Source organism: Mitsuaria chitosanitabida ATCC BAA-476 = NBRC 102408, assembly GCF_001598255.1.
GTDB lineage: Bacteria > Pseudomonadota > Gammaproteobacteria > Burkholderiales > Burkholderiaceae_C > Roseateles > Roseateles chitosanitabidus.
The window spans coordinates 15,446-28,108 of the sequence record NZ_BCYP01000011.1 but is presented as its reverse complement, the minus strand read 5'-3'; the positions used below and the strand labels follow the sequence as shown (position 1 = coordinate 28,108).

Annotated in this window: 9 protein-coding genes; 6 read left to right on the top strand and 3 right to left on the bottom strand. The window is 72.8% G+C overall.

Translation table 11 applies throughout. From position 1 onward, the window contains the following. Positions 1-59 precede the first annotated feature (59 nt). Entirely contained in the window at positions 60-575 is a 516-nt protein-coding gene (locus tag MCHT01_RS06985) for a cupredoxin domain-containing protein (protein ID WP_067064094.1), read from the top strand. A 120-nt stretch (positions 576-695) separates the two neighbouring features. Further along, entirely contained in the window at positions 696-2,354 is a 1,659-nt protein-coding gene (locus MCHT01_RS06980; protein ID WP_067064092.1) for a T6SS phospholipase effector Tle1-like catalytic domain-containing protein, read from the top strand. A gap of 29 nt (positions 2,355-2,383) precedes the next feature. On the opposite strand, the gene MCHT01_RS06975 is transcribed toward MCHT01_RS06980, so the two are convergent. The 3 genes from MCHT01_RS06975 to MCHT01_RS06965 all read right to left on the bottom strand — a co-directional run bounded on the left by MCHT01_RS06975 (position 2,384) and on the right by MCHT01_RS06965 (position 5,807). Next, the gene (locus MCHT01_RS06975; RefSeq protein ID WP_067064091.1) at positions 2,384-3,598 is read right to left on the bottom strand and encodes an NAD(P)H-dependent flavin oxidoreductase; all 1,215 of its coding nucleotides are present in this window, start codon (positions 3,596-3,598) and stop codon (positions 2,384-2,386) included. 125 nt (positions 3,599-3,723) lie between these two features. Beyond that, complete coding sequence (locus tag MCHT01_RS06970) at positions 3,724-5,142, bottom strand: sensor histidine kinase (RefSeq protein WP_067064089.1); 1,419 nt, start codon at positions 5,140-5,142, stop codon at positions 3,724-3,726. Then, the gene (locus tag MCHT01_RS06965; protein WP_067064087.1) at positions 5,139-5,807 is read right to left on the bottom strand and encodes a response regulator transcription factor; all 669 of its coding nucleotides are present in this window, start codon (positions 5,805-5,807) and stop codon (positions 5,139-5,141) included. The genes MCHT01_RS06970 and MCHT01_RS06965 overlap by 4 nt, the downstream gene beginning before the upstream one ends. A 112-nt stretch (positions 5,808-5,919) precedes the next feature. Here MCHT01_RS06965 and MCHT01_RS06955 point away from each other — a divergent pair, with 112 nt between their 5' ends. Genes MCHT01_RS06955 through MCHT01_RS06940 form a run of 4 tightly spaced genes read left to right on the top strand, consistent with a single transcriptional unit; the run spans position 5,920 to position 12,212 of the window. Next, positions 5,920-7,266, top strand: coding sequence for a TolC family protein (locus tag MCHT01_RS06955; protein ID WP_084452094.1), 1,347 nt, complete (start codon positions 5,920-5,922; stop codon positions 7,264-7,266). A gap of 2 nt (positions 7,267-7,268) precedes the next feature. Next, the gene (locus MCHT01_RS06950; protein ID WP_084452092.1) at positions 7,269-8,621 is read left to right on the top strand and encodes an efflux RND transporter periplasmic adaptor subunit; all 1,353 of its coding nucleotides are present in this window, start codon (positions 7,269-7,271) and stop codon (positions 8,619-8,621) included. Beyond that, positions 8,618-11,827: an efflux RND transporter permease subunit gene (locus MCHT01_RS06945; RefSeq protein ID WP_084452090.1), complete on the top strand. Its 3,210-nt coding sequence runs from the start codon at positions 8,618-8,620 to the stop codon at positions 11,825-11,827. Before MCHT01_RS06950 ends, MCHT01_RS06945 begins: the two co-directional genes overlap by 4 nt. Next, on the top strand, positions 11,820-12,212 hold the full coding sequence (locus MCHT01_RS06940; protein ID WP_067064081.1) for a hypothetical protein: 393 nt from the start codon (positions 11,820-11,822) through the stop codon (positions 12,210-12,212). Before MCHT01_RS06945 ends, MCHT01_RS06940 begins: the two co-directional genes overlap by 8 nt. Positions 12,213-12,663 lie beyond the last annotated feature (451 nt).

The following is a 12,663-nucleotide window of genomic DNA, read 5'->3' as shown; positions in this document are numbered from 1 at the left end:
TTCCCACGGGGGCAAGCTCCAGACTGCGGCGTCGACTTCCCGACGATCGAGACCTCGCCATGAACGCACGCCCTCTCCTGACCTTCCCGCTCACCCCCTTCGCCGCGATCGGCATCGCCGCCTGGGTCATCGCGACCGGCGCCCAAGCCCACGGTGACGAGCACGCCGCTCCGCGCGTCTATGACGCGAAGCAGGTCGAACCGACCGAGTTCGGCCAGGAAGGCAACCCCGCGAAGGTCACCCGGACCATCCCGGTCGACATGACCGACACGATGCGCTTCACGCCGGGAGACCTCCAGATCAAGCGCGGCGAGACGATTCGCTTCGTCGTCCGCAACTCGGGTCAGGTCTTGCACGAGATGGTGCTGGGCACGCATCAGGCGCTGAAGCAACACGCCGCGCTCATGCAGCGCTTCCCCGGCATGGAGCACGCCGACGCCAACATGGCCCATGTGAAGCCCGGCCAGACCGGTGACATCGTCTGGCAGTTCACCCAGGCCGGCGAGTTCCAGTTCGCCTGCCTCCAGCCCGGTCACTTCGAGGCCGGGATGGTGGGGAAGCTGGTCGTCCGTTGACGCTCCCTCTCCACCCACCCCTCGGGGGGTGTACCCGCGCAGCACTCACCTTGCTATAAGCGCGGCTGCGCGGCCGGATCACCCCGATGTCCGTGACACCGACACCCCACCGAGGACGCCATGGACGACCGCAACACCCCCTCGAACGGCAAGAACATCTGCCTGTTCATCGACGGCACCTGGAACGAGAAGGAAGCCGAGTCCCCCACCAACGTCGCCCGGCTGTTCGACGCCGTAGACGACGTCGACCGCGAGGGCAAGCCGCAGATCAAGCTGTATGTCCAGGGCGTCGGCACCGCGCCGCTCGTGGACGCCGGAAACCTGTCCGAAGCCGACTATGCGGTGCTGCTCTCGCGCCACCTGGGCGAGGACCTGCCCATCGACGACAACGACTTTCTCCAGGGCCTGATGGGAGGCGCCTTCGGCCGGGGCACCGAGGCCCGGATCAAGGCGCTCTACGCGTTCCTCTGCCAGCACTACGAGACCGGCGATCAGGTCTTCCTGTTCGGCTTCAGCCGAGGCGCCTTCGCCGTGCGCTCGCTGGCGGGCTTCGTCGACAAGGTCGGGATGCTGCTGTCGAATCACCTGGACAAGGTCGACGAGGCCTACGCGCTGTACGAGCGCGGCACCGATCCCGCCCAATCGGCCCTGGAGGACTTCCTGCGGCCGCTCCGAGGGATCCAGGGGTACGACGACCGGCCGCTGCCGCTGCATTTCCTGGGGGTCTGGGACACGGTGGGCTCGCTGGGACTGCCCTCCCGCGTCACCCGCTTGACCGCGAACTTCACGGAGTTCCACCATCACGACCTGCCCCCGCAGGTCATGCACGCGCGCCACGCGCTCGCCTTGCATGAGATCCGGCCGGACTTCGAGGTCGTGCCCTGGCACCCCGATCCGCGCCTGAAGCAGGTCTGGTTCCCCGGCGCGCATTCCGACGTGGGCGGAGGCTATGCGGAAGGCGAGGACGGCCTCTCCGTCGTCGCGCTCCGGTGGATGGCGCAGGAAGCGTACGACCTGGGGCTGCGCCTGTCGTCGAAGGTGGCCTGGTGGGCCGACCGGCCGCGCGGCGAGGTCGTCCACAGCGCGATGACCGGCCTGTACCTGCTCACCTCCTGGCCGAAGCCGCGCGACATGCTGCTCCATTACGAGCGGGATCTCTGGCGGACCCACGTGTTCCACGACACGACGAAGACCTATCTGCTCCAGGCCGACAAGGCGGACTATGCGTTCACCTTCCCCCATGTGAACGAGGCGCTTCGCCTGGTGGACCGGCTCGCGCTCGGGGCCTGCGCCTGCCTGATGCTCTCGCCGTCCAACGACTGGCTGGGCTTCCAGTTCGAGCGCCCGACCCACCGGTGGTGGCGCTCCGTGACCCTCGCCGAGCTTGACGCGTCGCAGGCGCGCATCGAGACCTTCATCCACTCGACCGGGCCCGCGGATGCCTTGGAGGTCGAGGCATTCGCCCGGGCGCTGTGCATCGGGGAACTACTGGACCGGGAGGGCACGATCATGTCCGCCGCGCAGCAGCTCTCGCGTCGGGTCGTCGGGTTCGGCACCCTCGCGGCGCCCAGCCCCGCCCACGCCGCCAATGAGAATGCCCGATTCGACGCCTGTGCGGACGGCCTCCTCCGCGCCCTTCGTCTGATGGGCTTCGTGGGCGAGGCGTCGGCTCACCCGGCACTCGATCTCGTGCGCTTCCACCGGGACCTGCTCCCCTCGGGCGCAGCCAGGACCTCGACAACAGCCCCCCCGCCGCAGAGCACCATCGGCAAGATCTGACGCCGAAGGGGTGGCGTGGGCGCTCGACCTCAAGCGGTCGTGGCAGGCGTCCCGAGCGCCACCCCCGGTGTCAGCAGCCGCTCCATCAGCTGCCGCACCGACGCGATCCCCGCGCCGAAAGGCAGCATCCCCTTCCCGCGGAAGAACAGTCCCTTCTCGACGTCACCGCGCAGCCCGGCCGCGAGCCGCTGGTCGATGCAGAACTGACCCCAGCCCTTCAACCCGTCGCGCAGCCCGCACTGCGCCAGGCAGTCGAAGGCCATCGTGCAGTGCTTCTTGACCTGCGCGCTCGCCTGCAGGCGGATCTCCGCGCCCAGGTACTTGCGCAGCCACGGGGTCATCACCGCGCGCGCGGGCAGGCCCGCCACGCTGGTGAACTCGACCAGGTCCTCGTCGCCCGCTTCCGCGAGCACGCGCTTGAACTCGGGATGCGCGTCGCATTCGTGCGTGGCCACGAAGGGCGTGCCGAGCTGCACCGCGTCCGCGCCCAACGATTGCAGGCGCTGGATGTCCTCGCAGCGGCGCACGCCGCCCGCGGCGATCAACGGCACGCGGCCTTCCATGCCGGCCTCGCGGATCCATTGCCTCACCGCCGGCAGCACGCGCTCGAAGTCGAAGCGCGCCTCCCCGAGGTCCTCCACCCGCGCCGCGCCCAGGTGCCCGCCCGCATGCGCCGGATGCTCGATGACGATCGCGTCGGGCACGCGCTGCCGGCGCTCCCACTTGCGCCACAGCAGCGACACGCCGCGCGCGTCCGACAGGATGGGGATCAACGCGGTCCCGGGGTGCTCGCGGGCCAGGTCCGGCAGCTCCAGCGGCAGGCCCGCGCCGACGACCAGCGCGTCCACGCCCTGCTCCAGGGCCGTCCGGACCGAGGCCGCGTAATCGCTCACGGCCCGCATGATGTTCACGGCCAGCAGGCCGCTGCCGCGGCAGAGCTCGCGCGCCTTGCCGATCTCGCGCGCCAGCGCGGTCTGGTTGGCCTCGACGATCAAGGCCTTGCGGCGTTCGAGATCCCGCTCACCGCTGCTGCGGGCCATCAGGTCCGGGTGATGCCGGCGCAGGTCGATGGAGGACAGCGTCCCCACCGCCTCCAGCGCGGCCACGCTGCCCGCCAGCCGGTGCGCCGACACCCCCACCCCCATGCCGCCTTGCACGATGGGCAGCAGCCGCCGGCCGGCCAGCATCAGCGGTTGCAGGCGCGCGGCGCCCAGGCGATCGAACAGGGAAGCGGAACTGGACATGGCGGTGCGGGGAGGAAGTCGGACGCGCGAATGTGCCCGCTCCCACCCCCGCCGTCCTTGAACGAAATCAAGTCCGGCGTCGGAAGTCGGGACCCGCGGGCGTCAGGATTGACCGCGTCGCGATCTCATCGCGCCACCGGCGGCGGCGTCTCCACGCGTCGATGCGGCAGCACCACGTCCACGCGCAGCCCATGCCCGCCCGGCCCCTGCGCCATCGTGAGGGTCGCCCCCAGCAGCTCCGCATAGCGCCGCACGATGGCCAGGCCCAGGCCCGTGCCCTGTCCGGTCTCGCGCGCCAGACGGCCGCGGGTCCAGCGCCGCGCGGTGCGTTCGAGCTCCTCCGGCGGCAGGCCGGGCCCCTGGTCCCAGATGCTGAGGACCGCCGCGTCCGGTCCGTCGCGCAGCGCGACGAACAGCAGGTGCGCGCCCTCCTCCGGACGGCCGTAGCGCACCGCGTTGTCCAGCAGGTTGGTCAGGATGCCCTCGATCAGCGCGCGATCCGACAGCAGCAGGACGCGCTCGTCCAGCCCCTGCGCGTCCAGGTGGACTTCCGCCTGGTCCAGCCGCGGCAGCCAGTCGATCAGCAGTTGCCGGACGCAGGCGTCCAGCGCCATCGGCTGCAGGTTCAGTCCCGCCTCGCTCTCCTCGGCCAGGGCCAGCGCCAGCAGCTGGTCGATCATGTGGGAGGCCCGCGCCTCGCTGGCCAGCACGGCCTCCAGCTGGGCCCGCCAGCGCTGCGGGTCGCGCTGCGCCAGACCGTAGGAGGCCGCGGCGCGCACGCCGGCCAGCGGTGTGCGCAGCTCATGCGCCACCGTGCCGGCGAACTCGCGCTGCGCCGCCGCGCCCGCCTCGATGCGCGCCAGCAGGCGGTCGATGGCCGAGCTCAGCTGCGCGACCTCGCGCGTCTGGGCGGGCGAGCGCAGCGCCTCCGGCAAGGGGTCGTGGCGACCCGGCCCCCGACGCTCCAGCCAGTCGCGCAGCCGCGTGACCGGCGCGAGGTCCGCGGCGATGGTCCGGCGCATCCACCACAGCATCAGCGCCACCAGCAGCGCCTGAGGCAGGAGCGAGGCCCACAGCAGCCGATGCAGCAGCGCGGTGCGGCTGCGCGTGGTCTGGCCGACCACGATCAACGCGTCGTCCAGCGCATCCCGGCGCAGCGTGACCAGCCGCAGTTCGCGACCACGATAGACCGCGTCGCTGAAGGCGATGGCGGCCTCGGGCGGGCGGACCGGCTTCAGGTCGGCCTCGCCGGCGATCAGGCGGCCGTCCGCCGCATGGATCGCGAAGAACATCTGCTCGCTCTGGTCGTACAGGATGGTCCCCAGGTCGCCATGGCTCATCACCAGCGCGAGCTTCTCGTCCTGCCGGATCACATGGGCGCTGAGCACCAGCGCGTCGTCCAGCATCGAGCGGTCATAGGCACGCTGGGTCGCCTGGTGCGCCGCCACCAGCGTGATCGCGCCGCCCAGCGCCCAGATCGCCAGCAGCGGCGGGATCAGGTGCAGCGACAGCCGCCGCGCCAGCGACACGCCCCGGTCGCTCATGCGGCCTCCTCCTCGATCAGGTAGCCCAGCCCGCGCAGCGTCCGGATGCCGGCGCCGCTGCCCGCCAACTTGCGTCGCAGCCGCGAGATGAAGGCCTCCAGCGCGTTCATGCCCAGCGCGTCGTCCAGTCCGGACAGCTTGTCCGACAGCTGCTGCTTGCTGACCACCCGTCCCGGCGGCGTGAGCAGCTCCCACAGCACGTCGAACTCCCGGGCCGGCAACTCCAGCGCCTGGTCGCCGATCGCGAGCCGGCGCGCCCGCCGGTCCAGGCGCAGGCGCCCCACGCGCACGTCGTCGCTGACGTCCATGCGGCGCCGGATCAGCGCCCGCAGCCGCGCCTCGACCTCGTTCAGGTCGAAGGGCTTGCCCAGGTAGTCGTCGGCGCCGGCGTCCAGGCCGGCGATGCGCTCGTCGGTCCGGTTGCGGGCCGTCAGCACCATCACCGGCGTGCGGTCGCCCCGGGCCCGCGCGTCGCGCAGCAGACGCAGGCCGTCGCCGTCGGGCAGCCCCAGGTCCAGCAGCACGGCGTCGAAGACCTGGATGCGCCACAGGTAGGCGGCCTGGGCCGCGGTGGCCGCCGCGTCGCAGTGGTGACCGGATTCGTTCAGGCTGCGCTGCACGATGGTCCGCAGCGTGGCGTCGTCCTCGACGGCAAGAATTCGCATGGGCGCGACGGTAACCCAGGCTCGATGACAGACGAACCAAGACCCGGCCCCGCCCTCCGGCACCGCGCCAAGGTCAGGATCCGGTCAGGCTTGGTTTGCGATAACGCCGGCCATGCCGAGGAAAGCCCCGCCCTCCCCACCCGCCGCGCATCGACCGCCGGCGGTCGTCGCCCTGCTCGCCGCGCTGGTCGCCATGACCGTCTCGAGCGCGCGGGCCGCCGCCGAGCCCCCCCTCCCAGCGAGCCCCCCCGCCACCTCAGCCGGCGCAGGCGTCGCCACCGGCGTGGCCGTCACCCTGCGCGACGTGCTCGATGGCGCGGCCACCAACGCGGACGCCCGCATCGCCCGGCTGGGCGTCGACGCGGCCGAGGCCGACATCGCCACGGCCGATCACGCCCCGCTGCCCGTGCTGACCGCCAAGGCCAGCCAGATGGACCTGCAGCACGGTGTCGGCCCGGGCAGCTGGCTGAACGACAAGCGCGTCGACAAGTCCCTGGGCGTGGACTGGACCTGGGAGCGTGGCGGCAAGCGCGAGCTCCGCACCGCCGCGGCCCAGGCCGCGGCCGGCGCCGCGCGCGAGGACTGGCGCACCGTGCGACGCGACCAGCGCCTGCAGGCCGCCGCGGCCTTCCACGACCTGCTGCTGGCCCAGTCGCGGGTCGAGGATCTGACCGAACTGGCCGCGAGCGCCGAATCGCTCGCCGGCCTGATGCGCCAGCGCGTGCACGCCGGCGACGCGGCGCCACAGGACCTGTCCCGGACCGAGATCGAGGCCCGCAAGGCCGGCAACGACGTCGTCACCGCCCAGGCCGATCGCGACGGCGCCAGCCTGGCGCTGGCGCGCCTGCTGGGCCGACCGGGCGTGCGCTTCATCGCCCAGGCGACGGATGCCGACACCTTCCCCGACGCCTTCCCCGATGCCGCCGGTCTGAACGCCGCGATCGACGCCAGCCCCACAGTCGCCGCCGCGCAGGCCCGCGAGACGGCGGCGCTCTCCGCCTACGACCTGGCCCGCGCGAGCCGCAAGTCGGACGTGACGGTGGGCATGTCGCTGGACCACTACCCCGGCACCTCGACCCGGCTGCTGGAGCTGCGCCTGCAGATGCCGCTGCAGATCGGCTACGCGCAACAGGGCGAGATCGGCCGTGCCCGCGCCCAGCTGGACCAGGCCCGCGAGCAAGCCCTGCAGGCGCGCGCCGAGTCCGAGGCCGACCTGCGCCAACGCTGGACCGCGCTGAGCGCCAGCCGGACCCTGCTGGACGCGCACGAGCAGGACCTGCTGCCGCGAGCCCGCGCGCTGCTGGCCCAGGCCGAGCTCGCCTACCGCAAGGGCGCCAGCACCTTGACCGACCTGATCGAGGCCCGCCGCACGCTGCGCGGCGCGCTGATGGAGGCGCTCGCCGCGCGCCATGACCACGATGTCGCCCTCGCGCAGTGGCGGCTGCTCACCGGACCGTGACCATGACCCCTCGCCTCACCCCCCATCCGCACACCCTGCGCTGCCTGCTCGTCAGCCTGCCCCGCAGCGCCCTGCGGCGCGCGCTCAAGCGGACCTTCCCGGAGGGGCTCCCCGAGCTCGTTCCCGGGATGAGCGCGCCGCTGGTGCTCGCGCTGGCCGCCGCGCTGGTGCTGTCGCTGGGCCTGTCCGGCTGCGATCGCAACGAGGCCGCGCCCGCCGCCGAGGCACCGCCCGTCGCCGAGGGCCAGGTCTTGCGCTATCCCGCCGGCCATTCGCAGCTGCGGCTGCTGCGCGTCGCGCCCGCTCGCTCCGAGACGGACGCCGAGCTCCAGCTCCCCGCCCACGTGGTCTGGGACGAGTCCCGCACCCAGCGCCTGTATGCGCCGCTGGCCGGCCGGGTCGAGCAGCTGAGCGCCGACGTCGGCCAGACCGTGCAGCGCGGCGCGCTGCTGGCGCGACTGTCCTCGGCCGATCTCGGCCAGGTGCAGGCCGACGCGGCCCGCGCGCTCGCCGACCAGCGCCTGGCCGCGCAGCAGCTGACGCGCCAGCGCGAGCTCAGCGAGGCCGGCATCGTCGCCCGCCGCGACCTGGAGCAGGCCGAGGCCGACAGCGCCCGGGCCAATGCCGAGGCCGCCCGCGCCCGCAGCCGCCTGAGCCTGTACGGCGCGGCCGGCGGCGTCGACCAGCAACTGGGCTTGCGGGCGGGCATCGCCGGCGTGATCGTCGAGCGCAACCTGAACCCCGGCGCCGAGATCCGGCCCGACCAATCCGGCCCGGGCGTGCCGGCACTGTTCGTCATCAGCGACCCGTCGCGCCTGTGGGTGGTCGTGGACGCGCGCGAAAACGACCTCGCCGCGCTGCGGCCCGGCACGCGCTTCACGCTGGAGGTGCCCGCCTGGCCGGGTCGCGCCTTCGACGCCGTGGTCACCGCGACCGCCGACGCCATCGATCCCGCGACCCGCAGCATCAAGGTCCGGGCCGAGGTCGACAACCGCGAGCGCCTGCTCAAGGCCGAGATGCTGGGCAGCGCCCGCGTGCGCCGCCCTCGGGCCGATGACGTCACCGTGCCCGCCGCCGCCGTGCTGCTGGACGGCGATCGCCACCTCGTCTTCGTGCAGACCGGTCCCGGTGTCTTCGAGGCCCGCCCCGTGAAGGTGGCCCGCCTGGGCGCGCGCGAGGCCGCGCTGGCCGGCGGCGTCCGCCCCGGCGAGCCCATCGTGATCGACAACGCCCTGCTGCTGGCCCGCCAGCTGCGCCTCGCGGACGACGCGACGCCCGCGGCGGCCGCCGGCAGCGCGCCCGCCGGTGCCGACACCCGCGCCGACGTCTCGGCTCAACGGAAGCCGCGCGGATGAAACGCTTCATCACCTTCGCGCTGAGCCAGCCCGTGCTGGTGCTGATGGCGGTGCTGCTGTTCGCCGGCGCCGGCCTGATCGCCTTCCAGAACCTGCCGGTCGAGGCCTTTCCCGACGTCACCGACACGCAGGTCACCGTCATCGCCCTGCACCCCGGCCACGCGGCCGAGGAAGTCGAGAAACAGGTCACCCTGCCCGTCGAGGTCGCGCTGTCGGGCCTGCCGCATGCGGTGCGGGTGTTCTCGCACACGCAGTTCGGGCTCTCCTACACCGTCGTCACCTACGACGACGCGGCCACGGTCGCGCAGGTCCGGCAGGAGGTGGTCGAGCGGCTGCGCGGCGTGGACCTGCCGCCCGGCGTCACCGCCGACATCGCCCCCAACGCCACGCCGGTCGGCGAGATCCTGCGCTACCGCCTGCGCGGCGACGGCAAGACCAGCACCGAGCTGCGATCGATCGAGGACTGGACCGTCGAGCGCGCGCTGCGCCAGGTCGGCGGCGTGGCCGACGTGGTCGGCATGGGCGGCTTCATCAAGCAGTACGAGGTCCAGCCCGACCTGGACAAGCTGCGCGCCATGGGCCTGAGCTTCCAGAACCTGCTGGACGCCCTGGGCCGCGGCAACGCCAACGCGGGCGGCTCCTATGTCGCGCAAGGCGCGCAGCAGTACGCCATCCGCGGCCTGGGCCTGCTGCGCTCGGCCGACGACATCGGCCACATCGTGGTCGGCGCGCGCAACGGCACGCCCATCCTGATCCGCGACGTGGCCCAGGTCGTCGTCGGCGCGGTGCCACGGCTGGGCGTGGTCGGCCAGGACGAGGACGACGACGCGGTCACCGGCATCGTCGTGATGCGCAAGGGCGAGAACGCCGCCGAGGTGCTGCGCGGCGTCAAGGCGCGCATCGCCGAGCTCAACGCCCGCGGCCTGCCGCGCGGCGTGCGCATCGAGCCCTTCTACGACCGCACCTGGCTGATGGACAAGACCCTGTCCACCGTGTTCCGCAACCTCGTCGAGGGCGCGCTGCTCGTGGCCCTGGTGCTCTACCTGTTCCTGAGCAACCTGCGCGCCAGCCTGGCCGTGGTGGCGGTGATCCCGCTGGCGCTGCTGGCCACCTTCCTCGGATTGAAGGTCATGGGCGTGCCGGCCAACCTGCTGTCGCTGGGCGCGATGGACTTCGGCATCGTCGTGGACGGCGCGGTCATCGTGGTCGAGAACATCATGCATCGCCTGGCCGGCCAGGGGGAGAACCTGGACGCGCGCACGCGGCTGCGCCTGGTCGCCGACGCCGCCGACGAGGTCGGCCGGCCCACGCTGTTCTCGATGCTGATCATCATCGCGGCGCACGTGCCCATCTTCGCGCTGCAGCGCCACGAGGGCCGCATCTTCCAGCCCATGGCGCTGTCGGTGAGCATGGCGCTGGTGGGCGCGCTGATCTGCTCGCTGACGGTGGTGCCGCTGCTGGCGCACCGGCTGCTGCGCCGGCGCCTGCCGCATGGCGACAACCGCGTCGTCGCCACCGCCAAGCGCCTGTACCGGCCCGCGCTGGACTGGGCCATCCGACGCCGCGGCGTGCTGTTCACGGTCGCCGCGCTGGCCTTCGCCGGCGCCGCCGTGCTGGCGACGCGGCTGGGCTCGGAGTTCCTGCCCGAGCTCGACGAGGGCACCTACTGGGTCAACTGGAACATGCCCTCCAGCCTCTCGCAGGCCGAGGCCATCCGCGTGCTGCGCCTGGCGCGCGAGCGGCTGCGCCAGGTGCCGGAGGTCCGCACCGTGGTCTCCAAGGCGGGACAGCCCGAGGACGGCACCGATCCGAAGACGCTCAGCATGGCCGAGGTCTTCGTCGACGTGAAGCCGCAGGAGCAGTGGCGCCCCGGCCTGACGCGCGAGCGCCTGATCGCCGAGATGAGCGCCGCGCTGTCCGACCTGCCCGGCATCGAGCCCGAGTTCTCGCAGCCCATCCGCGACAACGTGCTGGAATCGATCTCGCAGATCAAGGGCCAGATCGTGGTGAAGGTCTCGGGCGAGGACCTGGGCGAGCTGCGCCGCATCGTCACCGACATGCAGCGCGAGATCCGTCAGGTGCCGGGCGTGTCGCTGGCCGAGATCGACCGCATCGGCGAGCTCCCGCAGGTGGCCATCGACATCGACCGCGACCGCGCCGCGCGCCTGGGACTCAACGTCGCCGACGTGCAGGACGTGATCGAGGCGGCGCTGGCCGGCCGCGCCGCGACCTACCTGTGGGAGGGCGAGCGCAAGTTCGCCGTCACCGTGCGCCTGCCCGAGGCGCATCGCGCGCTGGGCGAGCTGGCCCGCACGCCGATCTCGGCCCCCGGCGGGACGGTGCCGCTGGACGCGGTCGCGACCATCCGCGAGACCACCGGCGTCATGAACATCGCGCGCGAGAACGGCCGCCGCACCATGGCCATCGGCGTGTTCATCAAGGACCGCGACATGGGGTCGGTGGTCGCGGACATGAAAGCGCGGCTGGACGCCCACGTGAAGGTCGGCGAAGGCTACGAGGTGGCGTGGTCCGGCGAGTTCGAGAACCAGGAACGCGCGATGCGCCGGCTGGCCATCGTGGTGCCGATCTCGCTGCTGCTCATCTTCGTGCTGCTGTTCAACGCGTTCAACTCGTTCCGGCTGGCCGCGCTGATCCTGCTGAACGTGCCGCTGGCGCTGATCGGGGGCATCGTGGCGCTGGCCCTGTGCGGGATCCCGTTGTCGGTGTCGGCGGCCATCGGCTTCATCGCGCTGTCCGGGCAGGCGGTGCTCAACGGCGTGGTGATGCTGACGGTCTTCGAGCAGCTGCGCCAGCGCGGCATGGATGCGCTGACGGCGGTCCGCGAGGGCGCGCTGCAGCGCCTGCGCACGGTGCTGATGACGGCGCTGCTGGCGGCGCTGGGCTTGCTGCCGATGGCCTTGTCGCACGAGATCGGCGCCGAGACGCAGCGGCCGCTGGCCATCGTCGTCATCGGCGGCCTGGTCAGCGCCACGCTCCTGACCCTGCTCGTCCTGCCGGCGCTCTACCTCGCCTGGTTCGCGCCGGCGGACGCGAGCGTCGCCGGCGGCCGCTCCCGTGGCGCCGGGCCGGGCGCCGCCGACGATCGCGAGCCGGGCTCGATCTCGCCGTCCGCCACTCCCCCCACGTCCTCGCCGCCACGTCCCGACCGCGGCGGTCCCCTGCTGCCGGAGCCCGGTGATGACTAACGACCACCTGCGCGTCACGCGCCTGGCGCGCTCCTGCGCGCTGCTCTCCCTGGGTCTCGCGGCGGTGTCCGCCGCGGCCTTGCTGCACGGCTGCGCCGCGGTGCAGCGCGACGACGCCGACCATCCGCAAGCCGCCGGCTGGCGCGCCGGCTGGGTCATGGCCCTCAAGCATGCCGACGATCCCGTCGAGACCGCGACGCTCGATTGCCGGGATCACGGCGCCGCCTCGCGCGGCGACTACGCGTTGGTGCGCTACAGCCGCTCGCGCCACTGGAAGCACGCGCTGATCGCCGTCGACGCGGGTGCGCCGGTCGCGGTTGGCGATCGGGTCTGGTTCCAGCCGGCGACCTGCGCGGCCTCCACGGTCGCGGCCAGCGGCGGCTGAGCCGCCCCGGTTCATCGATGCGTGCCTGCGGGTGCCTCGGGGCGCCGCGAACGGCGCGTTCGACGGCGCGTTCGACGGCGCATTCGGCGGCGCATTCGGCGGCGCGGTCGGCGGGCACGCGCTCAGCGCACAACGCGTCGCGCCGCCTTTGACGGATTCGGACCGAGGTCCGTGAAAGCCCGCTGGGGCGCTCGGAGAATGCCTGGCAGCAGTCTCCGCCCTCCGTCTCCATGGTCTCCGCACCCACCCTCGCCGAACCTCCCCCGGTCCTCCACGGCCGTCCCCGGGTCGACGGCCAGGGCCAGCCGCCCGCACCGGATCGACGCGCTCGCTCCCCGGCGGGAGCGTCCCTGGAACACGACGCGCGGATACACCTTTCCGCCCGCGTTTCACCCACAATCGGCGCCAGCCGTGCCGTGCCGGGTCTTGCCTCCCCAGGACTCCGCGCGAT